Genomic DNA, 23,771 nt, shown 5'->3' with positions numbered 1-23,771 from the left:
AAAATTAGCTGAGAACAGCCAATTGCATTTCTATTTGTTGAGAGAGGATCTTTTTATCGGGATACATTCGTCTTAAAGTATTCAGACCGCACCAAAAAGTGATTAGGTATTTTCCTAAAATTGAAGCTTCAGTCTGGTTTTTTATTTCACCTTTTTGCTGAGCTTTTCGAATAATTTCAGTATACATTTTTTCAACATCTTTGAGGATTTGTACAGCCTCTTTTTCCAAATCTTCATCAATGAAAGTCATTTCTACAATTGTATTTGCGATAATGCAACCCTTTAAATGAGAGGTTTCATTTTCTTCTGCAATACTTTTGAAGAAGTTTTTGATCAGATCAATCGGTGATACGCTTTTCTCGAGTTCATTTTTAAAATCAGCAAAAGCCATTCTTCTTTGATTGATTGATTCTTTAAAAACCTGTTTTTTTCCACCTTTAAAAGTATTGTAAAAACTTCCGCTTCCTGCCCCAGTGATGGTTAATAAATCATTCAAAGAGGTCGCAGTATAGCCTTTTTTCCAGAAAATTTCCTGTGCTTTTTGAATCAGTTCCAAGTTATCATGAATATTTGGTCTTCCTCTCATTTTTATTTTTGTAATGATTGATACAAAAATAACAAAAATATTTTATCTGAATTAAATTTTAACCTAAAAATGTGATTTTAATTGAATGATTGTCTAAACTCTAACGGCGAGACATTCGTTTTATTCTTAAACAATTTACTGAAAGACTGAGGATGTTCAAAACCTAATTCATATGCAATTTCGCTCACAGACAATTGAGTGGTGGACAGTTTTTCCTTTGCTTTTTCAATCAATTTTTCGTGAATATGCTGTTGAGTACTTTGCCCGGTTAAGACTTTCAATAATCCGGTTAGATAACTTGCCGAAACATTCAATTGATCGGCGACAAATTGTACTGACGGAAGCCCTTTTGTGATCAAATCTTCATTATTAAAATAATCGGATAATAATTTTTCTAACGAATCAAGAACTTTATGATTAGATATTTTTCGTGTAATAAATTGTCTTTGATAAAAGCGTTCAGCATAATTCAACAATGTTTCAATCTGTGAAATAATAATATTCTGACTGAACTGATCAATATTTGAATGATATTCGCTTTGAATATTCTGAACAACATTTTTAACCACATCTTCTTCCTTTTCAGAAAGAAATAAAGCTTCTTTCACAGAATAGTCAAAATATTCATATTGTTTGATAGTTTTGGCTAAAGAAGTATTCCAGAAAAAATCGGGATGAATGAGTAAGATCCATCCCGTATGTTTTGCCTGTAAACTTGTGTCAGGATCAAGAGTGACACCGAAAACCTGTCCCGGAGCCATGAAAAACATTACCCCTTCATCAAAATCATATTCCTGCTGACCGTATTTTATTTTCGCATTAGAAGTTCTTTTAATAGAAATCGAATAAAAATCTAAAATCCAGCTCAGTTCTTTAATATCAGGATCATGGCTGATCGTGCTGTAATCTATAACACTGATCAGCGGATGCTCAGGTTTCGGAAGTCCACGAAATTGATGAAATTCACTGATGGTTTTGAGTCTGATGGGCTGTTTCATTTTATAAATTTAGGTTTTGTATTAGATTAATGAAAATAATTTTTTCAATCTAAACGATATTTTGAAACCTTGTTCTACAATTAAACTCTGGTAATCCGACATAGGAAAATGGAGCGTTAAGAAAATTAATTCTGTGAACGTTAAGAAAATTCTACTGTTTGAAGCGCGAGACAAATGTTGAATCGAAGAACAAATAATAAATTCGCGCAAGTTTTAGAATTTTTAGAGAACAGAATTCATTTTTAGCGGAAGTTTCCAAGTCTTGAATTTTTGTTTCTTTTGTTTCAAGACAAAAGAAAATTTTATTTGAAGTATGCTTTAGCAAAATCTTCAGCAAAATCCTTTACTTTCACATTTCCTAAAACCGGTCTATTTTTGTAATAATCTTCATATAAAACTCCGTTTCCTCTGGCAGTATTCATTTCTACGAAACCTTTAGCCGTTTTTGGATTCATTCCGGCATTGATCATTCCGTTCAATAAATCTTCGTCAGCAACAGTTAACCATTTCAGTTCAGGATTTCCGATGGCCTCACCTAAAGTTTTTGCAATATCATTTGGTGAAATTTCTTCACTCGCAATGTAGCGAACTTCTCTTCCATCGAATGGTTTTTCAATTTCTTCTGCGATGACGTTTGCAATATCTAAAGGCGAAACCCAGGGTTCTTTTTCATCTCCACCATAATTTTGAATAATTAAGTTTTGTGATTTAATGGTTGGAATAAAAGAATACATATTGTAATAAAAGCCAACCGGACGCATAAATTTAATGGAAACATCTTCTGGAAGTTCATTCAAAATCTGTTCTACATTGTAATGAAAGGCAAGAATTCCGTTTCCGCTTGGAAGGTGAGCACCGATGCTGCTAAGGTGAACAATGTTTTTCACTGCCGATTTTTCAAAAGCTTCTTTGTAATTTTTCCCGATCTGAGTATTAGCTTCAATAAAATCGATGTTGTGATCAAAGAAAACGCCTGCATTTAATGCTTCCATGGCATACACTACATCTGCACCTGTAAATGTTTTGCTTAAAAAATCCACATCTTCCATAGAACCGATTGCAGCTTTAGCACCCAATGCTTCAATTTCTGATTGCCTTTCTGAGCTGGTGCTGATAACGGTAACGTGATGTCCTTTGCTTACTAATTCTTTTGTCAGTGGCTTGCTGATATTTCCTAAAGAGCCTGTTACGATAATTTTCATTTTAACTTGTTTTTTTGTTGAAACAAAATTCCGTAATTTATGATGGGCAGATGTAGCCGAATCTACTTTTTGTGTAGTCAAAAAAAGAGCGGTAAAAACCGCCCTCAAAATATCTAACAAAATACTTATCTAATAAACACACCCACATCCGGTTTCCCATTCTTGGCAGAATCTTATAGGTTCATGACATCCGCCGCCGGAACCACCACCTCCAGGATTTGATTTATAACAAATACCATTGCTGCAGTATGTTGAATAATTACTTGGAAATGTTGGAGGACAATAGCCACTTTCATCACAAAATGCATATGATGTATCGCCACCACTAATTAATATTAAATCTTGTCTCGTTAATTTCTTTAGATTTTTCATATTGATTACTATTTTTAGTTTGTTGATTACTAAGATAGTAAATTATTTAATACACTTTAATGTGATTTAATAGTTAAAATGTTAAAGATTATTAGAGAACTGTTTTTTTATTGAGTTCCGAAGGTGAAATTCCATACAATTTTTTAAACGTAAAAGAAAAATGGGAGAGGTCTTCAAAACCGAGATCAACATAAATATCTGTCGGTTTTTTGTGCTCTTTATCCAAAAGGAAATAGGCTTCCTGAAGGCGTTTATTCATCAGCCATTTTCCGGGTGTGGTGTTGAAAATTGCTTTAAATTCTCTTTTAAAAGTCGATAAACTTCGTCCCGTCATAAAAGCAAAACGTACCAAACTGATGTTGAATTTATAATTATGATTCATAAATAGTTCCAAATCAATTTTATGAGGAACATTAAAGTTGAAGAAAATATCTTTCAGATTAGGATTGTTCTTTAATAAAATCATCAACAATTCTTCACGTTTTATATCCACAAAAGTATCATCCAATTGCTCGGTTCCGTTGTAATAAGGCTCCAAAGATTGGATGAAATTGCTGATTAGCTTATCTTCATTAATGAACAAAAAAGAATCGTTATTGTCCGTGGGTTCGGTTTGATAAGGATGGCGTTCCAGAAATTTCTTTAAAAATTTTTCATCAAAAGCAATGATTACCTTTTCAAATTCCCCGTCTTCCTTATATTTTGTATAACGAACCAAATGATTTTTCCGCGCAATACAATAATCACCCGGTTTCATGTTGTAATGCCTGTAACCATCGTACGAAACCATCGAACCTTTCAGCAAAAACAAAAAGAAATGCTCAGGAATAAATTGTTCCGGAGAAATTTCGGGGCCTAAATGACAGGATTGTATGTTGTTGAATTTCATTTTTTTTATAATTAATTTCTTTTGCCTTGAAGCAAAAGAAACAAAAATTCAAGACTTGGAAACTTACACTAAAAATTTAAAATTAATCCTAAAATCCCCAAAACTTGCGCGAATTCAATATTGGTTTTTCAATTCAATATTTGTGTCGCGCTTCGAACAGTGGGAATTTTTTAACGGATTAAGTTTAAATTTTCTTAACGCTTCAGCTTCCTATGTCGTTTATATTTGTCAAAGTTTAACTGTTGGTTTTACAATGACTTGTCTTACAAATTTACGAATTTGTCATCAAACTGTCTGCACTTGCCAATAAAGCTTCTTCACGGCTTCTTGGATTCCAGTTTAGGATGGTTTTTGCTTTTTTGTTTGACATTTCTTTGTAGAATTCTTTGCCGATTGGTTCTAAATTATGAATATCAGAAGAGTACTGCGGTCTTTCTTTTTTGAACAATTCGGCAACGTCATAAAAACTCATTACATCATCTGAAGTAGCAATAAAACGCTCTCCCGCAGCATTCGGATGAAGCATTGCTTTGATATGAATATCCGCAACGTCTCTCACATCTACGACACCCATCGTGAAAGGTGGAGTCTGGTTCATCGTCCCGTTTAAAATCCCTGAAACTGCAATATCCAACGAAGCAGAAGTGATTCCACCGATGACAGGACCGAAAATCCCGACAGGATTAATGACCGTCAGTTCCAAGCCATTGCCTTCTTTTTCGATAAATTCCCAAGCAGATTTTTCTGCAACGGTTTTTGATTTGATGTAAGCCGGAAGTTCTGTATTGGCATCCGTCCAGTCTTCCTCCGTGAAAATATGGTCTGCAATATTCTTACTGTAACCAACCGCCGCAAAAGATGAGGTCAAAACCACTCTTTTCACTCCCGCATCATGCGACGCCTTCAAAACGCGCAAAGCTCCGTCTCTTGCAGGAATGATGAGTTCGTTTTCATCTTTCGGATCCTGAGCAGGAAAGGGCGATGCCACGTGAAGGACATAATCACAACCTTTTACGGCTTCATCCCAATTGTTGTCGCTTGTAAGGTCTGCTTCAATAAATGAAAGGTTTGAAAAATCTGTAATTCCGCCTTCTTGCAAAGCTTTTAGAATAGTGTCTTTTTTTGCTAATGAACGAAGAGTTATCTTCACTTCATATCCCTGTTGAAGCAATTGCAGAACGGTATGAACACCCAAAAATCCTGTACCTCCTGTTACCAAAACTATTTTCTTTGTCTGTAAGTTTTCCATTTTGTTTAAATTTTACAATACAAAGTTGGGGTTTATTTTGGGTTAAGGTTTTGTTGTGGAGTTCAAGTTTTGTTTGTTGTGGAGGTCAAGCGTTAGAAATCAAATTTGTTCAGTATCAAGGATTTCATAATCTGTTATTTCAAGAAATTTTCCATTTGTTTTATTAGGATAATATTCAAAATGTGGATAAACAAGAACATTTGAATTAAACCTTTTTACATCAGTTACTCTTTCTTCACCATACCAAATTCTATCTTCTTTATCATATACTGCATGGTTTAAATTTGTAAATTCAGAATCAACAGTATAAGATACATTAACTCCCAATTGGAAAGTGAAATTAGTTTCTTCAATTTCGTTTATTAAACTCATTACAATCTCTAAATTATCAATTTCTATAAAATTTAACTCTAGGTCTTCCATCCAATAATCCTCATGCAAATAATTATAGGCTACAGCTTCTAAATCACTTGACAACAGAGAGTTTATTGATTCTTCTATTTGAGATTTTGCATTGTCATAAATTTTATGAATTACTTCAAATTGAATATCACTATTTTCTTTATAAAGGAATTCAAGTAACGATGATAAATTATATTTACAGTTTATATTTTTATTATCATAAAATTCAAAATCCCTATCATTTGAGATAAAGTAACAATCTTTTGAATTTTGAATACACCAGAATTTTATTGCATTAATACTTATCGCATCGGGGAATTCTGTTTTTTTTGAGCCCTCCTTAAATGGAGGTTTTATCGCAAAATAATCATCTGTAACTTCTTTTAAATTTGCGGTACTAGTGTCAATTATTTCTATAGAATTATTTTTAATTATATCTTCAAACCTTTGTATTATTTCTATAACAGCACTATTTTTGATCTTTTTGAAATCGACTTTCTTAAAATGTTCATCGAGTATGTTTATATTTCTTAATATCCTTGCATTACTTTCAAAACTTAGCTTTTGTGTTTTAAACAGATTTGCAGCTTTTATTACGTGATCAGTAATTCTATTAATAATTTCTCTATAAATAATATCAGTAATTTTTAAATCGATTAGATTTTGTTGCGATAGATGTAAAAGTAAATTGATATTTCTTCCTTCAAAATAATTTTCTGATTCAAAAATACTTGTGTCTAAAAAAATAGTGCGATTTGGCATGTATATTAATTGGTTGGAGTTAAATTTATAAATTATTTTAAAGTAAAAAAATTCCTCCACAGAAAACTCGTGAAAGATAAAATATATATAGAATCAATTCTTGCTCAAAAGTGATTGAAATTCTAATGAATTCACAAAAAAAAGCCAGCGCAAAAAAATTACGCCAGCTCAGTCTATGAAATTTATATATTGAAACTTGCCGAATTAAGCGACAGGAGTTTTCTGTATCATTTTATTAATTATTAAAAGTAGCGAAAGCCCCTTCTGTAGCTGCAAAGAAATTATTGTATAATAAATCTGTATCTCCTACACGAACTTCATAAATATTTTCCTGAAGTGCTTTTACAAGATCGTTAGCAACATCAGAAGCGGGAATTCCGTTTTCTTTGCCTCCAATTTCTGCGGAGAAATCTGTGGCAACCAAAGGTGGCATCAATTCAAAAACTTTTACGTTGGTATCTTTTGCCAATTCGTATCTCAACAATCTGGTGTGAGAGTGAAGTGCTGCTTTTGAATCTGAATACGTTGGAAGATGAGATCCTGGAACAAAGCCTACGATTGATGAAACATTAACGATTGCCGCTTCGGTTTGTTCTTTTAATAATGGAAGGAATTTTTCTGACAGTCTAATTGGCGCGAAATAATTGGTTGTAAATTCTGCCACAGCTTTATCATGTGCATTTCCATCATTCGCAATATTGTAAACGTAGGCATTTCCTGCATTATTGATCAGAATATTCAAACTTCCGAAAGTTGTTTTTACTTCTTCGAATAATCTGTTGACATCACTTTCATTCGTAATATCTGCCTGAATAGTGAATACGTTTTCTAAATCTTTCGCCGCAGCTTCTAATTTTTCTTTGTTTCTGCCAACGATGATAATTTTATTTGCCGGACTTAATGCTTTTGCAATTTCTAAACCGATTCCTGAACCTCCGCCAGTGATCAAAATTGTGTTGTCTGTAATGTTCATAATAATTTGTTTTTGTTTAAGTTATATTAAATTAAAATATTGTACTAATTGGTACAAAATATGAGAAAAAATTTTTAATCGAGTAATTTTAAGTTAAGTTCAATGATTGATGTAAGAATTTGTGCTGAATTTTCCATGCGTTTTGTAACATGAATTCCGTTCCAGAGATTGGTAAGATGCCAGGCTAAAATTTCAGGATCTTCTGTGCTTTTTATTTGTCCGTTTTTCTGTGCTTTATTGATCACTTCAGCAAAAAGATGTTGCAAATTTTTTAAAATTTCGGCTGATATTTTTTTTATTTCATCATCTTTTTCGGAAAGCTGGACTAATGCATTTCCCAGATAACATCCTCGTTCTTTATCGCAATCGAAACCGTTGGCTAATCCTAAAAATAATTGTTTGATGAATTCTATTTCGTTGTCAGAATTTGCAATTCCTTCAGATAATTTTTGATGAAAACTATCTGAAAACTGTTTGATAGAGCGAAGATATAATTCCTGTTTTCCACCTTTGAACGCCAGATAAAAACTTCCTTTTCCGATTCCCATGGCATTCAATAATTCGTCTGCAGAAGCTGTATCGTAGCCTTTGTTTCTGAAAACTTCAGTCGCTTTTTCAATTGCCTGATTTTCGTCGAATATTTTTGGTCTGCCTGCCATTTCTTTATTTTGATGAGACAAAGGTATATAATTGTACCGATTAGTACAAAATAAAATTTTGAATATCTTTTATAGTTTTTGTCGATAAAGTTTAGATAAGAACTTCGTAGCTCATAAATAAAGCTGTTTCGGTAGAGTCATTATACAATTTCGTATTGATTCCTGTAATTGTAAAACCCGCTTTTTTATAGAATTTTATTGCCGAATAATTGGTATTTTGAGTTTCCAGTTCTACAATTCTGCATTGCAATTCTTTTGCCTTTCGGTTGACATTTTTGATCAATAATCTTCCAATATTTTGTCCGCGAAATTTTTCACTGACCAACATATTTTCGATAAAAAGACTGTTGTTCCATTCTCTGAAATCACAGATAATCCAGCCGATCAATTCGTCATTTTCAAAAGCACCAAAAGAATGTCCTTGTTCAATAACTGTATTAAGTTCATCAATGTCATCAGAAGTTGTTTCCCATCTTTTCTTATAATATTGGTGTTTTTCTCTTACACTAAATTCAAAAGTATTCCCAATTTCAATGCTTGAAACAGCAAAGATTTTATCGGTTTCATAACCATTAAATCCCCAATTGAGTGTTGGGTTGGAGGTGAGTTTTTCTAGTTTTTTGATTTGTATCATTAAAATAAATTGGATTTTAGTTGATAAGCAAGTTGTTTTTATTACATATAAATAAAATCTAGGCTTCAAAATTAATTATAATTTCACATTCCAAAACTTTCAAAACCCTTAAATTTGTTTCCAATAAAAATTTACTAGATGCTTAGGAAAATTTCAATTGCGGCGGCTACTTTTCTGTCCGTAATTACAATTAATGCTCAGAAGAATAAAAATTCTCAATTAGAAAGACCAAAATTAGTTGTTGGTCTGGTGGTGGATCAAATGCGTTGGGATTATTTGTATCGTTTTTACAATAAGTTTGGAAACGACGGTTTCAAAAGATTATTGGGTACAGGGTATTCATTAAATAATGTTCATATTCCTTATGTTCCTACGGTTACAGCTTTGGGGCATACTTCTATTTATACGGGTTCGGTTCCGGCGATTCATGGGATTGCAGGAAACGACTGGAATGATAAAGAAACAGGTCAAAATGTATATTGTACAACAGATGAAAGCGTTCAGCCTGTCGGAACTACCAATGCTAAAGTAGGAAGCCATTCTCCAAAAAATCTTTGGTCTACAACGGTGACGGACGAATTAAGATTAGCAACCAACTTTCAGGGAAAAGTGATTGGCGTTTCTTTAAAAGACCGTGCTTCGATTTTGCCTGCCGGTCATACTCCGAATGGTGCTTTTTGGTTTGATGATTCTACAGGAGATTTCATCACGAGTACTTGGTATATGAATGATCTGCCGAAATGGATGAAAGATTTCAATGCGCAGGATTTACCGGGAAAATTAGTTGCAAATGGTTGGAATACTTTGCTTCCGATCAATCAATACACAGAAAGCTCGCCGGATAATTCTTCTTGGGAAGGGCTTTTGGGAAGCGCAAAAACACCGACTTTCCCTTACAGTAATTTAGCGAAAGATTATCAGGAGAGAAAAGATAACATTCGTTATACACCTTTCGGAAATACGCTTACTTTAAAGTTGGCTGAAGCTTCTGTTGAAGGTGAAAAATTAGGAAGTGATGCGATTACTGACTTTTTAGCGATTAATTTAGCTTCGACAGATTATGCAGGACATAAATTCGGACCTAATTCTATTGAGGTTGAAGATGTTTATTTAAGATTAGATCAAGATTTGGCTCAGTTTTTCAGTTATTTGGATTCAAAAGTTGGAAAAGGGGAGTATACGGTTTTTCTTTCTGCTGACCACGGTGGAGCGCATTCTGTAGGATTTTTGAAAGAGCATAAACTTCCAACAGGCTTCTTCGGTGAAGGAATGGAAAAAGATATTAATGATAAATTGAAAGCTAAATTCGGAGTTGATAAATTAATCAATGCTGTTGATAATTATCAGGTTTATTTTGATAGAAAACTGTTAAAAGATAACAAGATCGAATTAGATGACGTTGTAGATTTTACGGTTAAAGAATTAGAAAAAGATCCTACCGTTTTATATGCAGTTTCTGTAACGAAAGTTGCGCAGTCTTCTATTCCGGAACCTATCAAACAAAGAATTATTAACGGAATTAACAGGCAGAGAAGTGGAGATATTCAATTGATTTCTCATGATTCTATGCTTCCGCCTTATGCAAAAACAGGAACTACACACAGTGTTTGGAATTCTTATGATGCACACATTCCATTAATTTTTATGGGTTGGGGAATTCAGCATGGAGAAAGTAATAAGCCGTATTTTATGACGGATATTGCGCCTACGGTTTCTTCATTATTAAAAATTCAGTTCCCAAGTGGAAATGTCGGAAATCCGATTACTGAGGTTATCGGAAAATAATTTTTAGATTAAATATAAAAGAAAAACTCGCAATTACTGCGAGTTTTTTTTGTGTGGTAAATTGTTGTTATTACTTTTTAATAATTTTAATAGACTTATTACTTCCTGTTTTACTGCCTTTTATATTGACGATATAAAGTCCGGAAGTTTTATCGGATAATTGAACCTTCAATGTTTGATCGGAAGTTGTTGTTTTATAAACTATTTGACCTAAACTATTAATGATTTCTATATCATAATTGTCCTTAACCGAGCCTAAATTAATCGTCAATTCATCTTTTACAGGGTTTGGATAAGCGCTTTGTTCTTTATCTTCTTTTATTTCAGATGTTGCCAGTGTACAATTAGTTGCTCTCCAGGTTTGTACGCCAGAATATTTTATAGATCCGTCAGCTTGTGTACTGCCAACTCTTATTGTATTTGGATCTGCTATGTAGTTAGATGAAATATTAGATATTGTCATCGTTGGAGTTTGAGTGCCGGAAAACGTAGCATATCCTGGTACGGTAGCCTCCGGATAATCATGCCAGCTTGCACCAGACAAATATTGCCATTTATATGATGTTCCGGTAGTAGTGGTGGAGAATTGTAATGAACCTCCAACGCAGGCAGAAACACCGTCAAAATTTACATTAATATCAGGAATTCCGTTAGCATAAGAAAAAGGTAGGTAAATGAATTCTACTTCTCCGTTCTCCAGTACAAGTTCTATTTGTAAATTATAGGGTCCGGTGGTGGCTGTAGAAAGTTCACTTACAGGCATACTTACAGAATAAGTATTTCCAACAGGTGCTACAGACCATGCTGTTCTATAATAACCTGCACTGGGAGTTGCGTAAGGATCTTGGTAAATATTTACATCTTTTACAGTTCTATTAGATTCGAAAGTTCCTGATACATTTAGATTTCCACCACTAAAGGATGTGTGAATGCTTTTAAATCTTGCGGAATGCCCATTATAACGTACGCCTGGAGTATCTGCAAATATTTGAGAATTGTTAAGAATAGCAGCTCCTGCTCGGTTTACAAAAGTAGGAGAAGCTCCCAAAGTGCCATGATAAAACATGAGGTTTGTTCCCTGATTCGGATTGTTGGTTTCGGTATTTGTTTCATGACTATGAGGTAGATTCATTCCGTGCCCTAATTCATGCATCATTCCTCCAAACCAGCCTGTGAATGTATAAGTGTAGGTTCCTAGGTATTGTATGTCGAATTGTGGATAATCGAGAGCATAGCATGTTTTTCCCGTACCATAAAAAGGAACATTTGCTGTAGCTAAATCTGCAGCAGCCGTAATAACAAGGGTATGTTCACTTGTTCTTTGTGATGGGTTGTTTGCAAAGAAACTGTTAACCTCAGCAGTCAATTGGCTTGCATCATTATAGGGATATGCCGAACTTGGATGTGCTCCCTGAATAAGTATGATCTTAATATTATTTGGATTTGCTACTTCGGTGAAAAGCCCGAAAGTTTTAGAACCGTAGCCATTGCTGATCATATTCTGTTTATAGAAATTTTGTCCCCAAAGCAGAAGAGCACTTAATCTGGATTTATAAGTGGTGTCCAGGGTGATGTCATTCGGAACAAAGTAAACGACATTCAGATTGTAGGGTCTGGTGGATGAGTAATTAATTCCATTATACGTGTTGGTGTACGTTTGTGCTTTCATAGGGTTGGAAAGAAAGCATAGGCAAATAAGTAAAAATAACCATTTGCAGCAATTGGTAGTTGTGTTTTTCATCGTGTGTAAATTTTATTTTAGAATTTTATATTTACAATTTGTGTTTTGCAAATATCAGAATTATTTACACGTAATACAAATTAAATTCGCATTAACATTTACTTAAAAATGTTTAATAAGCATTTAAATCATTTTATTGAGTGTAATAATTTAAATTAAGTCACAATTTATTGATTATAATAGAATGGGTTTTGTAGGTGTGTTTTGCGTTAAGATTTAATAAGTCTTTGGATTTCTTTCTGATAATTTCTATTTTGTCTTCTTATTTTCATGCTTAAATATGAAAATAATGCTATCAGAATCATGCTGAAGACAACAACTGAAATTGTAAGGTATTTGTAATGATTTTTGATCTCACTGCTTTTTTTTACAGTTTCTTTATTGTGATTATCTATAGAATGATTGATTGAGGTAAGCTCATTCTGCTCTCTTTTAAAGCGCATCTCAAAATACTTTTTATTGTAAGTCTGATACAAATCTGGTCTTCCTGTAGCGAGATAATTTTCAGACATTTCCTTGTAAATTCCTTCGTTTAGAACAAGATCGCCCGTATTTTTACAGAGATTTTCTGCTTTTAGTAAAAGATTTAAAGCAGTTTCGTTTTCATGCTTTTGTTTATGCATTTCGGCCAGACCTTTTAATGCAAATGCCTCTAAGCTTTTGGCATTGCTTTTTTGAGCATAATTAATAGATTCCAAGAAAGCAGACTTAGCTTTTTCTGTCTGATTAAGATTGATATAGCAATATCCAATGTTGTAATAGACAACGCTCATATTAGCAAATGAGTTTTTTTTAACCTTTACTTTTTCGAAATTTTTGATTGAAATCAGGAATTTTTCAAGCGCAATTTCAGAATTCGACTGGCTTTTATAAATCATTCCGCGAATGGCATAACTTCTGGCTGTTTCAACCAATTTTTCGGGAACACTATCGGGTAGTTTTTCAAGAAGAATATCAGCTTCATTAAGGGTTTCAAGACTTTTGCTGAACAATTCCATCTGTTGATATTGTATTGCCACAGAAACCAAAACGCTGATCTGCATTTTAGAATCATTTGTTTTTTGAGACAATTCTTTAGCTTTTAAAATATATTGAAGCGATTCGTCAAAGTTCCTTTTGGCAATATTTGCAGTCGAAAGAAGTAAATAAATAGTAATAGATTTATTAATATCTTTTTCCTTTTTCAGGAGATTTTTAGCAATATTTATCGCTTTTTCCGGATTATCATAAATTTCCAGACGAGCTTTTTTCATCAGAGAATCATCGGAAATTTTTTGTCCATGAACAGAAACCTGACAGATCAAAAAAGTAAATACAAGTATTTTTAAAACTAATTTCATTATGCTCTGTTTTTGCTGATTTCCTGAATATAAACATTGGGAGACATTCCCGTCACAGATTTAAAAACCGTCGTAAACGCGCTGTGAGAAGAGAACCCCGAAAATTCTGCGAGATAACTTACTTTATAATTAAGATAAGTGCAGTCTGTTTTTAATAAATGAGCAATGTGATTGATTCTTAATTCGTTAATGTATCCGTTAAAGTTTTTTCCTTTCGTAGTATTAATGACTTCAGAAAGATATTTGGTATTAACTCCCATTTGTGCAGAAAGCATGGAAAGTGACATGTTTTTGTTTAAATATCGATCTGTGTGTTCCCAATCTTCTAGTTTTTGTAGAATTTCATCTTCTTTTTCTTTGGAAATTTTATTGGAATCTTTTTCAATAATTTTATCAGCAATAATGATCGGTTCTTCCGTTTTTGGAACAGTTATATGAACCGTCTGTTCCCATTTTTTCTGTTTTTCAAAGAAATCGAGTTGCTTTTTCAGATCCTTATTTCTTCTTGTTGCAATTAAAAAATAGGAAATTAAGCTGATGATAATTAATGAGATAACTGTTGTTAATGTCCAGAATTTCTTTGATTCATTTTGTTCCTGAAATTCAAGATTTTGACTTTGATGATTTTCAACCAGTTTTACAATATATCGGATTCCTTCTTTTGTGTTGGAATCTAATTTTGTCTTCAGATCAATATAAAGTTTATTGTAATAATGATATTTTTCGTCGTTGTGAAGCGCCAGATAACTTTTAGCTAAAGATTCATAAATTTTAATTTTCAATCCGTCATAAGGAATGTTTTCAATTTTCAATAATCCTTTTTCTAAGTTCTGAATTGACGAATTATAGTCTTCTTTGAGGAAGAAATAACGTGACAAATTTTCATAAGCAAGTGCGTAGAGGAAAGTGTTATTTTCTTGAATATTAATGAAATAGATGGTTTTTTCGAGTAGTTTTCTTGAATCTTCCAATTTATTTTGCCTCATTAAATAAGATGAACGGAAGATTTTGTTTTCAGTTCCGATGATCTTGTTTTCTTCATTTTTATCATTGATAAACTGATCACTTTTATCGAGATTTTCTAATGCTGAAACATAATTTCTATTAATCCCGAAATTAAGAGCCTGAAGTTGATATAATTTTGCAATCGTTATTTTTATCTTTGGATTTTCACTTTTGTTGAATAATTTATTGTCAGACAGAAGGTTAGAGATAATTTCTTGAGACTGATTATAAAGATCTAAATTCTGATACTGATCAGCGAGATTATAATCTCCAAACATCTGCATAAAGTAAGAAAAGCTTTCTTTTTCTCCGTTTTCTTTTTGGCTTAAGATGTTGACAGACTGTACGTAATCTCCTTTCATAGCGTATGCTTGGGAGATTATGTTTTGCAATACAATCTTGTGTTCAATGCTCTGATCGCTGATGAGAAGACTTTGTGAATAACTGATGCAGTCATCAGGATTTTGGTATAATTTCTGAAAAGCCTTATCTGCTAAAATATTAAAATCCGGGCTCGACTGTCCGTTTACAAAAACTGAAAAGAATAGTAGAATCAACAGCTGAGCATTACTTTTCAGCATTTTTTTGATCAATGGGTTGTTTTTTATAGTTTTTTTTTCAATCTTTTTACGATCTGTCCTCAAAATAAAGTTTTTATATAGGTTTGTTTTTTAGAGATTTAAATATTAAGTTCTTTTAAATTTCACGAATTTTGTAAGTCATTATCTTTTCAATGAGTAAATATAATATTAATATTGTTTCCACCAATTCAAAATAGTAAACCCAAAGAAATATGAAAAATATTTATAAAATTTCAAGGAAAGCATTATTTGCTTGTAGTTTGTTTGGATTTTCAGTGGCTGATGCACAGCTCACGGTAATGGCAACAGGTAATTATACTGTTGGCGGTATTTCTGATAACGGAATCGTAAGTATGCAGACGAGCGGTGGAGATATTTTTAAATGGGACGCCGTAAATGGAATGGTTCAGATCGGAGCATTAACCAACGGCTATCCCGCAGCAGGAAGAACGCTTATTTCCGGTGACGGAACAAAGATAGGTTCTACAGCTACAAATGTGGCGACAGGTTTTAATGAAATCTCAACCTATAATGTGGCAACTTCTACCTGGACGAATCAGGGTGGACTTGTTCCTACCGGATGGGACGGAAGTGTAAGCTCAACTTGGGGAATGACACCAAACGGTAATACAATTGTAGGTTTGGGCTGGATTTCTGCAGCAAGCGCGCACGCCGTAAAATGGAATGCTCAAAGTGGAGTAGTAGATCTTGGAAGCATGATTCCCGGAAGTAGTTCAAGAGCAAATGCCATAAATACAGACGGAACTGTAATCGTTGGCTGGCAAGACGACTTTGACGGAACCAGAAGCGGTGCAAAATGGGTAAACGGAGTAGAAAGTTTTATTAAAGATAGTAATGGCGATAATGTAGGGGAAGCCGGAGGAGTTTCGGCCGACGGAAATACAATTATCGGAACAGGTGATCCAGAACCTTATGTTTGGAACAGTGTGTCCGGACTTACATACATAACACATCCTAATTCCTCCGTCTTCTTCAGAGGTGGTGCGACCGGAATATCAGCTAACGGACAAACAGTGATTGGCTTTTTCAGGCCTTTCCCCGGACCGCCCATGACTGGAGAAGGCTTTATTTGGACTCAGGCAGGAGGACGTGTTAATTTAAATGATTATGCTACATCGGTAGGTGTCAATACACAAGGTGTGACGATGTCTCTTCCGTTGGCAATATCTCAGGACGGGAAAAAAATTGCAGGAATAGGAATGAATTCTGCAAGTCAGATAGTTGCTTTTTATCTTCAGCTTCCGAATGAGGTTCTTGCAACGAATGAAATAGTTAAAAATAAAACGAATGTATCAATTTATCCAAATCCGGTAAAAAATATTCTTTACATAAAAGGAGCGGGTAAAATTGAAAAAGCAGAAGTATACAATATGGTCGGTCAAAAAGTAATATCATTAAATTCCGTACAAGATCAGGTTGACGTAGCATCTTTATCTAAAGGGAATTATGTATTACAAATATTTGTGAAAGGGGAAGTTTCGCAGAGTTATAAATTCATAAAAGAGTAAAGTAAGATTAGACACTTAAAAAACTTGACTGACCAAAAAACTCGCAGCCTCATCCCTGCGAGTTTTGTTTTTTTATTTGATGATCAGAATTTAATTATTTTTGTTCATCGTTTTCATCATTATCCTCTTCTTCTTCTTCGATGTCATCATCGTCGCCTTCATATTGTTCAAGATAATAACTGAAAGTAAAACCTTCCAATTCTTCTTCAGTCTCTTCTAAAGTTGTTAACAGATCTTCAAAGCTTTCAAGCTGATCTACGGTCATATTCACAAATTCGATGTGAAGAGGCATTTCCAATTCTCCTGTAAGAACATCGGAAAGGGCATCCAAATTATCCCCGAAATGCTCAGGAAGAGTAACTTTTTCTTTTAATTGGGTGTAAAAATCTTCATCATCACCAATGTCGGTGAAATCTATATATATTGTCTTCATATCTTTTTATTATTTCTTTAATTTATTTGTCATTGCGAGGAGCGAAGCGACGAAGCAATCTCAAAAACGATTCATTATATCTTTGATCTCATCCGTTAAATCTTTCCATTCAGGGTTCATAGAATTGATTAAATCTAATTTCTTTTGTCTTGAACCTGCTTTAATTTGTTTTTCTCTAAAAATTGCATCTCCAATTTCTTGAAAAGACTCCCAATAAACTAATTTTTGCAAATTATATTTTGCTGTAAAACTTAATTCATGAAATTTTTCTTTATGTTCTTGGATACGATTAGGCAAATTTGATGTTACTCCAGTATAAAGAGTTGTATTATTTTTATTGGTTATGATATAAATAAAACCTGATTTCATTTATTTTTTATTGAGATTGCTTCGTCGCTTCGCTCCTCGCAATGACCGTTCTAACTACTGCTTTTCAAAGCTTTTGTAATGGTTTTTGGTAAGATAAACATCTCCGTTTTTTGTGAAAATAATTCGGTCTGCATTTCTGTTTCCGCAGTTGTAATTTACATCGGCTTCAAAATATTTTTCATCTTTTGGCAGACTTCCTTCTCTGTTGTTAAATTTATCTCCGCCAATTGCTTTTCCGGGCAAAACATCACAGAGGTTTCCTCTTGACGGATCCCAGCCTTGCTTTCTGGCTTCACTTTTTGTGATATAATAATCAGGAAGTCGATGATTTTGTTTTACATAACTAATGACCGTTTTATCTTTCGTTAACTGATCAATCGGCTGTTGGTTCGAAGAATTATCAACTGAATTTTGATTTTCTGCATTACCATAAGTAACGGTTTCTGTTTTTACAGTATTTGAATTATCTTTTTTATCAGCAATAAAATTATTGTAAATATACATCGCAGACATTCCAAAAAGAAGTCCGAGACAGATAAAAAATAAAGGCCTTGTTTTACTGTTCATGATTTAATGTCAATTATTAGATGTCAATAGTCAATTGTGAATTTTACTCCGTAAGTGAATTATAAATTTTAAAATAAAAATTAAATATTCGAATTACAAAAATTCACAATTGACTATTGACAATTCACTTTTTATCCTTCTCTCCATTCCTCAGGAATATCGCAAACCGGGATAGGATCCATTTTATGTTTTGCAGCTTTGTGCATTCTATCAAAAATCAAAAATACTTCTTTGTCGCGACCTTCATAATCGTCGGCTGTTTTTGTTCCGTATTCTTTTTGAATTTTTTCTAATTCCGGGTAAGTTGCTCCGATTTGTTGCTCGTCGGTTCTGTCAACATCCCAAAGCCCGTCGGTAGGAATAGCTTCCTGAATATTTTTAACCAAATTTAAAGATTTAGCTAATTTATAAACTTCAGTTTTATAGAGATCAGCGATAGGAGAGACGTCAACACCGCCATCACCATATTTTGTATAAAAACCGATTCCGAAATCTTCTACTTTATTTCCTGTTCCACAAACTAAAAGCCCGTTCAATTGACCATAATAATACAACGTAAGCATTCTTAAACGAGATCTTGTATTGGCAAAAGCCAATTTTTCGTTCGGGTAAAGATCATCGTGAACATCAAAACTTTTATATAATTCTTCAAACGCAGGAGTTAAATTTACAGACATTGTTTCTACATTTGGAAATCTTGATTTTAAATCATTCATGTGTTCCCAAGCGCGGTTTACCTGATCTTCTTTTTGACGGATCGGCATTTCAATTAACAAGGTTTTTAATCCCGTCATCGCTGCCAAAGTAGATACAACACCGGAATCCACACCTCCGGAAACTCCTAAAACATATCCATTTACCTTTGCTTTTGTAGCATAATCTTTTAACCAGTTTACAATATGATCTGTTACTTTTTGTGTCTGCATTGTTTATATTTTTTTTAGTCTATTCTGAATTTCTTAGAATATTTTACTTTGTTATTTGTATTTTCAATCCGTTTTTGTGCTTATCATTTCCTTTTGAAGCTTCAAATGAAAATGAAATTCCAAAATTAGTGGTTTTTTTGCATCTAAACTTAGGATTTTTGGCTTAAAATCATGATTTTTTACGAATTAAAGTTGGATTTTAATACATTTGATTTATTGTTCTTTTTGTTCATCTACGAAAATAGTAACATCCATTTTTAAACCTTTTTTTACGTCCGTTTCTTTCATCTTATTTCCTCCTAAATTCAAGGTTTGCATATCTTTATTTAATGAAATATCCAGTTTTTGAAGCTGATTATGTTCAAGGTTTAATTTTCTTAAATTTTTCAGTGTACTTAGATCAATCGTTTTTAATTTATTTAATGATAAAGTTAACTGATTAATTCTCGGTGCTACTCTGAACATGATATTTTCAATAGCATTATTGTCAAGATATAAAGATGTTAAATTTTGCACATTATCAGCCTCAAATTTAGAAATCTTACAGCCTGTGCAAGAAAATAATTCCAATTTGCTGAGGTTTTTTATTGCTGCATTTGCAATTGCATTATCATCCAAAACGACCATTGTAGCATTTTTGAAATAAACCAGATCATCAGTTGAAGTAATGCCTTTATTCACTAAAAATAAGTTAGTAATTGCTTCTGCTTCAAACTTACTTATTCCTTTATCTTTATTAATATCAAAATTTTCTGCGACCGCTTTTTCGAGGTTTTTATCCTTAAAAGTAAGGTTTTGACCAAAGAAAACGGCAGATGTCAGGCTTAAAATCGTTGTTATAAATATTTTATTTTTCATCATTTGGTTGTGTTTAAATCCGTATTTTTGTAAACTTAAATTTCATGTAAAAATAATGAAGATTTTTAGAACTATTGCACTCTCTTCACTCTTAGTTTTGGCTTTGAATTCTTGTAAGAAAGATGCTCAGAACCAATGGAATGTGGAAGTCAAAAACCCTGCCGAAAAAGTTGAAATTACTGATATTTCGAAACAATTTTATGATCCGAATGTAAGTTTAGATCAGTTTAAAGCTCAATTTCCTTGGTTTCAGGGGACGGTCTCTGATGCTGACTTTGGAAAAAGAAGAACCGACGCTGGAGAGGTAAAATTGTATAAGGAAGCAATCGGTAAAATCGATCAAAATAAGCTTCAGAAAGAGCTTCAGGAACTGTTTTCTCATATTAAATATTATTTTCCTCAATTCAAAAGTCCGAAAGTGTTTTTGTTTTCATCGGCTTTGCAGATGATTCAGGATCCTATTTTTTATGATGAAAAAGGAAATCTTCTGTTCATAGATGTTACAGGTTTTATGGGAGACGGAAATCCAAATTATAAAGGTTTGGAACTGTATTTTCAGAAATCAATGAACCCTCAGAATATTGTACCGAAAGTTTCGCAGATTTTTGCTGAAAATGTAGTTAAAGAATCACCCGATCACCAAAAATTTATTGATCAGATCATTCTTAATGGAAAAATAATGATGGTTCAGGATGCATTTCTACCGAATTTCCCTGATTATCTGAAAATGAATTATACCAAAAAACAATATGACTGGACAGTAGCAAATGAAGCTAATATTTGGAATTATTTTGTTGAAAATAACCTGATTTTTGGGGATGATCACAGATTGGTAGAGCGTTTTATTGCTCCGGGACCATTCTCCAAATTTTATACAGAAATAGACAATGAATCTTCACCACAAGTCGGAATTTTCGCAGGATGGCAGGTTTGTAGAGCCTATTTTAAAGAAAAACCTGATACAAAACTTGTAGATTTCCTTAAAATGGATGCTACAACGATTTTTAATCAATCAGGATATAAACCGAAAGTTAAATAAGGCTGGAAGTTAGAAGTTAGAAGTTAGAAGTTGCGCGAAAAGGCAACAGTAAAAAATAGAATTATTAGAAATATATAGAAAGTTATGAGAAAGACTCAAATTACGATAGACGTTGAATTAGATGAAAACCACATTCCGGAAGTAATCACTTGGAATGCAGAAGATGGAGGTGTTGAAAAAGAAGACACGAAAGCAACGATGATTTCCGTTTGGGATGATAAAAAAATGGAAGCATTAAGAATTGATCTTTGGACAAAAGAAATGCCTGTTGATCAAATGAAAATGTTTATCCACCAAATTTTAGTTTCTCTTGGAAGTACTTACCAAAGAGCAACAGGAGAGGACGATGTAGCACAGTGGATTGAGCAGATCGCAGAAGAATTTGCTGTAAAGTCTGCAATAAAAATGTAAAAAAGCGATAAGCTGTAGGCAGTAAGCGGTAAGCTTTTTGCGTACAGATTAAGCTAAAAATATTAATAAACATTAAGTTTTAGCAGAAAGGATTAAAGCCTATTGCCTAAAGCTTAAAGCCTAAAGCAAAAAAGTATGAATTTTAATACAAAAGTTATTCACGGAGGACAACATCACGAATCTGCAACAGGTTCTGTGAATGTTCCTGTATTTTTAACATCTACATTCGCACAAAAAAGTCCTGGAGTACATTCAGGTTATGAATATTCAAGAGCGGCAAACCCTACAAGACAGGCGTTGGAAGACTCTTTGGCAAGCATTGAAAACGGAGCAAGAGGTCTTGCTTTCGGTTCTGGTTTGGCGGCAATCGACTGTGTTTTAAAATTATTAAACCCAGGTGATGAGGTTGTTGCAGTAGATGATTTGTATGGCGGAACATACAGAATGTTTACCAGACTTTTTGAAAAATATCAATTGAAATTTACTTTCGTTAATTTTGATGATGCTTCAAAAATCGCTGACGTTATCACAGATAAAACAAAATTGATCTGGATTGAAACACCAACGAATCCATTGATGAAATTGGTTGATATTAAAGCAGTTGTAGAAATTGCAAAAGGAAAAAATATCCTAGTTGCTGTTGATAATACTTTCGCAACTCCTTATTTACAGAGACCAATTGATTTGGGTGCTGATATCGTAATGCATTCTGCAACGAAATATTTAGGAGGTCACTCTGACGTTATTGCCGGAGCTTTGGTTGCAAAAGATGCTGAATTAGGAGATCAACTTCACTTCATCCAATTTGCAAGTGGTGGAATTTTAGGACCACACGATTCTTATTTGGTGTTGAGAGGGATTAAAACATTAGCATTAAGAGTTCAAAGACATTCAGAAAACGGAATGGCTGTGGCGAAATACCTTGAATCTCACCCTGCCGTAGATAAAGTAATTTATCCGGGATTGGAATCTCACCCACAATATGAATTGGCAAAAACTCAAATGAAAGATTTTGGAGGAATGGTTTCTTTCACTTTCAAATCTGGAAAAAAAGAAGATGCGGTTAAGTTTTTAGAAAAAGTAAGAGTTTTCACGTTAGCAGAATCTCTTGGTGGAGTAGAATCTCTTGCCAATCACCCTGCGTTGATGACTCACGCTTCTATTCCTGCTGAAAAACGTGCTGAACTTGGGATTACCGATGATTTAGTTCGTCTAAGCGTCGGAATTGAAGATGCAGAAGATCTTATTGCAGATTTAGAAAAAGCTTTTTCTTAATAAAGTTTTTTACCACAAAAGACACAAAAGAAATTATTAAGTTTAAGCATATTTAATTTAAAAGTTCACAAAACAGAAAATCAAAGATTTTCAAAAACTTAAGTGTACTTTTATGGAGTATGATAAAGAACTTTAAAATACTTAAGTGTAATAGCTTTTGTGTCTTTTGTGGTTAATAAAAAAATAAAGCATAATGAGAAAAATTCAGGTTTTAGTTCTATTAATTTTAAGTCAAATTGCATATTCTCAGGTAAAAACCACTGATGAATTATACAAAACGGCAAAAAAATTAGACAGTTTGATATTCGATATCGGATTTAATAAATGTGATCTTTCTCATTATCCTTCTATCGTGAGTGATGATTTAGAATTTTATCACGATAAAGGCGGAATTACTTCAGGTGAAAAAGCTTTCACAGCTTCTATCAAAAATAATATTTGTGGTAATCCGAATAAAGTGAAACGTGAATTGGTTCCTAACAGCATGAAAGTCTATCCTTTATATAAGGATAATGTTTTATATGCTTTTATTGAAGAAGGTGAACATGATTTCGCTGAATTGAATAATGGAAAATGGAACAAAGGAAGCCGTGCAAAATTCACTATTTTATGGATTTTGGATGGTAAAGACTGGAAAATGAAAAGAGTTTTAAGCTACGACCATCATTTATAATTACCATGAAAAATACAAGAAAAGCTACCATTCAGGATTTGGATCAATTGGCTGAATTATTCGATCAATACAGAGTTTTTTATCATAAAGAATCTGATATTCCTGCCGCTGAAAATTTTCTGAACGAAAGAATCGAAAATAAAGATTCCGAAATTTTTGTTGCTCAAGAAAATGGAAATTTGGTTGGCTTTGTTCAATTATTTCCAATATTTTCCTCAACAAGAATGAAACGTTATTGGCTGTTAAATGATTTATATGTCAACGAAAACCACCGTGGAAAAGGCTTTTCAAAAGAACTAATTGAAGAAGCTAAACAATTAGCGAAATCCACCGACGCTTGCGGAGTTTTGCTGGAAACAGGAAAATCCAACGACATCGGAAACCAACTATATCCGGCTTGCGGTTTCGAATTGTATGATTCTGTTAACTTCTACGAATGGACGAACAATTCATAAATGATCATTGATAAATTATAAATGATTAAAGTAAGATTGCCATCAATTATCGCTTATC

Annotated in this window: 25 protein-coding genes; 7 read left to right on the top strand and 18 right to left on the bottom strand. The window is 33.3% G+C overall.

Annotated features, from left to right (window positions below):
• Nucleotides 1-4 precede the first annotated feature (4 nt).
• From AC1Q7L_RS20475 to AC1Q7L_RS20430, 10 genes are all read right to left on the bottom strand, one after another.
• The gene (locus tag AC1Q7L_RS20475; protein WP_492307487.1) at nt 5-586 is read right to left on the bottom strand and encodes a TetR/AcrR family transcriptional regulator; all 582 of its coding nucleotides are present in this window, start codon (nt 584-586) and stop codon (nt 5-7) included.
• 77 nt (nt 587-663) lie between these two features.
• The gene (locus AC1Q7L_RS20470) at nt 664-1,584 is read right to left on the bottom strand and encodes a helix-turn-helix domain-containing protein (RefSeq protein ID WP_492307488.1); all 921 of its coding nucleotides are present in this window, start codon (nt 1,582-1,584) and stop codon (nt 664-666) included.
• A 302-nt stretch (nt 1,585-1,886) separates the two neighbouring features.
• Entirely contained in the window at nt 1,887-2,786 is a 900-nt protein-coding gene (locus AC1Q7L_RS20465; RefSeq protein WP_492307489.1) for an NmrA family NAD(P)-binding protein, read from the bottom strand.
• 129 nt (nt 2,787-2,915) lie between these two features.
• Nucleotides 2,916-3,158, bottom strand: coding sequence for a hypothetical protein (locus tag AC1Q7L_RS20460; RefSeq protein WP_492307490.1), 243 nt, complete (start codon nt 3,156-3,158; stop codon nt 2,916-2,918).
• 91 nt (nt 3,159-3,249) lie between these two features.
• The gene (locus AC1Q7L_RS20455) at nt 3,250-4,047 is read right to left on the bottom strand and encodes a helix-turn-helix transcriptional regulator (protein ID WP_492307491.1); all 798 of its coding nucleotides are present in this window, start codon (nt 4,045-4,047) and stop codon (nt 3,250-3,252) included.
• A 271-nt stretch (nt 4,048-4,318) separates the two neighbouring features.
• Entirely contained in the window at nt 4,319-5,296 is a 978-nt protein-coding gene (locus tag AC1Q7L_RS20450; protein ID WP_492307492.1) for an SDR family oxidoreductase, read from the bottom strand.
• 99 nt (nt 5,297-5,395) lie between these two features.
• Nucleotides 5,396-6,460 carry a PIN domain-containing protein gene (locus AC1Q7L_RS20445; RefSeq protein ID WP_492307493.1) on the bottom strand — a complete coding sequence of 355 codons (1,065 nt, stop codon included), beginning with the start codon at nt 6,458-6,460 and terminating at the stop codon, nt 5,396-5,398.
• Between the two features lie 235 nt (nt 6,461-6,695).
• Nucleotides 6,696-7,433: an SDR family oxidoreductase gene (locus tag AC1Q7L_RS20440; protein ID WP_492307494.1), complete on the bottom strand. Its 738-nt coding sequence runs from the start codon at nt 7,431-7,433 to the stop codon at nt 6,696-6,698.
• A gap of 74 nt (nt 7,434-7,507) precedes the next feature.
• Entirely contained in the window at nt 7,508-8,092 is a 585-nt protein-coding gene (locus AC1Q7L_RS20435; RefSeq protein WP_492307495.1) for a TetR/AcrR family transcriptional regulator, read from the bottom strand.
• A gap of 91 nt (nt 8,093-8,183) precedes the next feature.
• On the bottom strand, nt 8,184-8,726 hold the full coding sequence (locus tag AC1Q7L_RS20430) for a GNAT family N-acetyltransferase (RefSeq protein WP_492307496.1): 543 nt from the start codon (nt 8,724-8,726) through the stop codon (nt 8,184-8,186).
• A gap of 138 nt (nt 8,727-8,864) precedes the next feature.
• On the opposite strand from AC1Q7L_RS20430, the gene pafA reads away from it, so the two are divergent.
• Entirely contained in the window at nt 8,865-10,511 is a 1,647-nt protein-coding gene (pafA, locus tag AC1Q7L_RS20425) for an alkaline phosphatase PafA (protein WP_492307497.1), read from the top strand.
• 70 nt (nt 10,512-10,581) lie between these two features.
• Here pafA and AC1Q7L_RS20420 read toward each other — a convergent pair whose 3' ends face one another.
• From AC1Q7L_RS20420 to AC1Q7L_RS20410, 3 genes are all read right to left on the bottom strand, one after another.
• Nucleotides 10,582-12,252, bottom strand: a complete 1,671-nt coding sequence (locus AC1Q7L_RS20420; RefSeq protein ID WP_492307498.1) for a T9SS type A sorting domain-containing protein — start codon at nt 12,250-12,252, stop codon at nt 10,582-10,584.
• Nucleotides 12,253-12,461: 209 nt separating this feature from the next.
• Complete coding sequence (locus tag AC1Q7L_RS20415; RefSeq protein WP_492307499.1) at nt 12,462-13,592, bottom strand: tetratricopeptide repeat protein; 1,131 nt, start codon at nt 13,590-13,592, stop codon at nt 12,462-12,464.
• Complete coding sequence (locus tag AC1Q7L_RS20410; RefSeq protein ID WP_492307500.1) at nt 13,592-15,178, bottom strand: helix-turn-helix domain-containing protein; 1,587 nt, start codon at nt 15,176-15,178, stop codon at nt 13,592-13,594. The genes AC1Q7L_RS20415 and AC1Q7L_RS20410 overlap by 1 nt, the downstream gene beginning before the upstream one ends.
• A gap of 212 nt (nt 15,179-15,390) precedes the next feature.
• On the opposite strand from AC1Q7L_RS20410, the gene AC1Q7L_RS20405 reads away from it, so the two are divergent.
• On the top strand, nt 15,391-16,707 hold the full coding sequence (locus AC1Q7L_RS20405; RefSeq protein ID WP_492307501.1) for a T9SS type A sorting domain-containing protein: 1,317 nt from the start codon (nt 15,391-15,393) through the stop codon (nt 16,705-16,707).
• 94 nt (nt 16,708-16,801) lie between these two features.
• Here the strand turns inward: AC1Q7L_RS20405 and AC1Q7L_RS20400 are convergent, their stop codons facing one another.
• The 5 genes from AC1Q7L_RS20400 to AC1Q7L_RS20380 form a co-directional block, all read right to left on the bottom strand.
• Entirely contained in the window at nt 16,802-17,140 is a 339-nt protein-coding gene (locus AC1Q7L_RS20400; protein WP_492307502.1) for a barstar family protein, read from the bottom strand.
• Nucleotides 17,141-17,200: 60 nt separating this feature from the next.
• Nucleotides 17,201-17,509, bottom strand: a complete 309-nt coding sequence (locus AC1Q7L_RS20395; RefSeq protein WP_492307503.1) for a GIY-YIG nuclease family protein — start codon at nt 17,507-17,509, stop codon at nt 17,201-17,203.
• Nucleotides 17,510-17,563: 54 nt separating this feature from the next.
• A complete protein-coding gene (locus AC1Q7L_RS20390; protein WP_410692395.1) occupies nt 17,564-18,076 on the bottom strand; it encodes a ribonuclease domain-containing protein in 513 nt (170 codons plus the stop codon).
• A gap of 131 nt (nt 18,077-18,207) precedes the next feature.
• Complete coding sequence (gene nadE, locus AC1Q7L_RS20385; protein WP_123979972.1) at nt 18,208-19,002, bottom strand: NAD(+) synthase; 795 nt, start codon at nt 19,000-19,002, stop codon at nt 18,208-18,210.
• Nucleotides 19,003-19,215: 213 nt separating this feature from the next.
• The gene (locus AC1Q7L_RS20380; protein WP_492307504.1) at nt 19,216-19,860 is read right to left on the bottom strand and encodes a leucine-rich repeat domain-containing protein; all 645 of its coding nucleotides are present in this window, start codon (nt 19,858-19,860) and stop codon (nt 19,216-19,218) included.
• A gap of 55 nt (nt 19,861-19,915) precedes the next feature.
• Here AC1Q7L_RS20380 and gldB point away from each other — a divergent pair, with 55 nt between their 5' ends.
• The 5 genes from gldB (at nt 19,916) to AC1Q7L_RS20355 (ending at nt 23,713) form a co-directional block, all read left to right on the top strand.
• Complete coding sequence (gene gldB, locus AC1Q7L_RS20375; protein ID WP_492307505.1) at nt 19,916-20,899, top strand: gliding motility lipoprotein GldB; 984 nt, start codon at nt 19,916-19,918, stop codon at nt 20,897-20,899.
• 84 nt (nt 20,900-20,983) lie between these two features.
• Nucleotides 20,984-21,310 carry a gliding motility protein GldC gene (gene gldC, locus AC1Q7L_RS20370; protein WP_410692399.1) on the top strand — a complete coding sequence of 109 codons (327 nt, stop codon included), beginning with the start codon at nt 20,984-20,986 and terminating at the stop codon, nt 21,308-21,310.
• A 135-nt stretch (nt 21,311-21,445) separates the two neighbouring features.
• Complete coding sequence (locus AC1Q7L_RS20365; protein ID WP_492307506.1) at nt 21,446-22,585, top strand: cystathionine gamma-synthase; 1,140 nt, start codon at nt 21,446-21,448, stop codon at nt 22,583-22,585.
• 193 nt (nt 22,586-22,778) lie between these two features.
• Nucleotides 22,779-23,258, top strand: coding sequence for a nuclear transport factor 2 family protein (locus AC1Q7L_RS20360; RefSeq protein ID WP_492307507.1), 480 nt, complete (start codon nt 22,779-22,781; stop codon nt 23,256-23,258).
• 5 nt (nt 23,259-23,263) lie between these two features.
• Nucleotides 23,264-23,713: a GNAT family N-acetyltransferase gene (locus AC1Q7L_RS20355; RefSeq protein ID WP_492307508.1), complete on the top strand. Its 450-nt coding sequence runs from the start codon at nt 23,264-23,266 to the stop codon at nt 23,711-23,713.
• Nucleotides 23,714-23,771 lie beyond the last annotated feature (58 nt).

The organism is Chryseobacterium sp. GW823-FHT05E08 (assembly GCF_058795655.1).
This window is presented reverse-complemented; position numbering and strand designations above follow the sequence as displayed.

Coding starts and splice junctions, on each gene's coding strand:
- gldC (WP_410692399.1), top strand. CDS start 20,984: ATGAGAAAGACTCAAATTACGATAGACGTTGAATTAGATGAAAACCAC.
- pafA (WP_492307497.1), top strand. CDS start 8,865: ATGCTTAGGAAAATTTCAATTGCGGCGGCTACTTTTCTGTCCGTAATT.
- nadE (WP_123979972.1), bottom strand. CDS start 19,002: ATGCAGACACAAAAAGTAACAGATCATATTGTAAACTGGTTAAAAGAT.
- AC1Q7L_RS20450 (WP_492307492.1), bottom strand. CDS start 5,296: ATGGAAAACTTACAGACAAAGAAAATAGTTTTGGTAACAGGAGGTACA.
- AC1Q7L_RS20430 (WP_492307496.1), bottom strand. CDS start 8,726: ATGATACAAATCAAAAAACTAGAAAAACTCACCTCCAACCCAACACTC.
- AC1Q7L_RS20355 (WP_492307508.1), top strand. CDS start 23,264: ATGAAAAATACAAGAAAAGCTACCATTCAGGATTTGGATCAATTGGCT.
- AC1Q7L_RS20455 (WP_492307491.1), bottom strand. CDS start 4,047: ATGAAATTCAACAACATACAATCCTGTCATTTAGGCCCCGAAATTTCT.
- AC1Q7L_RS20460 (WP_492307490.1), bottom strand. CDS start 3,158: ATGAAAAATCTAAAGAAATTAACGAGACAAGATTTAATATTAATTAGT.
- AC1Q7L_RS20445 (WP_492307493.1), bottom strand. CDS start 6,460: ATGCCAAATCGCACTATTTTTTTAGACACAAGTATTTTTGAATCAGAA.
- AC1Q7L_RS20465 (WP_492307489.1), bottom strand. CDS start 2,786: ATGAAAATTATCGTAACAGGCTCTTTAGGAAATATCAGCAAGCCACTG.
- AC1Q7L_RS20390 (WP_410692395.1), bottom strand. CDS start 18,076: ATGAACAGTAAAACAAGGCCTTTATTTTTTATCTGTCTCGGACTTCTT.
- AC1Q7L_RS20395 (WP_492307503.1), bottom strand. CDS start 17,509: ATGAAATCAGGTTTTATTTATATCATAACCAATAAAAATAATACAACT.
- AC1Q7L_RS20415 (WP_492307499.1), bottom strand. CDS start 13,592: ATGAAATTAGTTTTAAAAATACTTGTATTTACTTTTTTGATCTGTCAG.
- gldB (WP_492307505.1), top strand. CDS start 19,916: ATGAAGATTTTTAGAACTATTGCACTCTCTTCACTCTTAGTTTTGGCT.
- AC1Q7L_RS20420 (WP_492307498.1), bottom strand. CDS start 12,252: ATGAAAAACACAACTACCAATTGCTGCAAATGGTTATTTTTACTTATT.
- AC1Q7L_RS20380 (WP_492307504.1), bottom strand. CDS start 19,860: ATGAAAAATAAAATATTTATAACAACGATTTTAAGCCTGACATCTGCC.
- AC1Q7L_RS20405 (WP_492307501.1), top strand. CDS start 15,391: ATGAAAAATATTTATAAAATTTCAAGGAAAGCATTATTTGCTTGTAGT.
- AC1Q7L_RS20360 (WP_492307507.1), top strand. CDS start 22,779: ATGAGAAAAATTCAGGTTTTAGTTCTATTAATTTTAAGTCAAATTGCA.
- AC1Q7L_RS20400 (WP_492307502.1), bottom strand. CDS start 17,140: ATGAAGACAATATATATAGATTTCACCGACATTGGTGATGATGAAGAT.
- AC1Q7L_RS20435 (WP_492307495.1), bottom strand. CDS start 8,092: ATGGCAGGCAGACCAAAAATATTCGACGAAAATCAGGCAATTGAAAAA.
- AC1Q7L_RS20365 (WP_492307506.1), top strand. CDS start 21,446: ATGAATTTTAATACAAAAGTTATTCACGGAGGACAACATCACGAATCT.
- AC1Q7L_RS20475 (WP_492307487.1), bottom strand. CDS start 586: ATGAGAGGAAGACCAAATATTCATGATAACTTGGAACTGATTCAAAAA.
- AC1Q7L_RS20440 (WP_492307494.1), bottom strand. CDS start 7,433: ATGAACATTACAGACAACACAATTTTGATCACTGGCGGAGGTTCAGGA.
- AC1Q7L_RS20470 (WP_492307488.1), bottom strand. CDS start 1,584: ATGAAACAGCCCATCAGACTCAAAACCATCAGTGAATTTCATCAATTT.
- AC1Q7L_RS20410 (WP_492307500.1), bottom strand. CDS start 15,178: ATGCTGAAAAGTAATGCTCAGCTGTTGATTCTACTATTCTTTTCAGTT.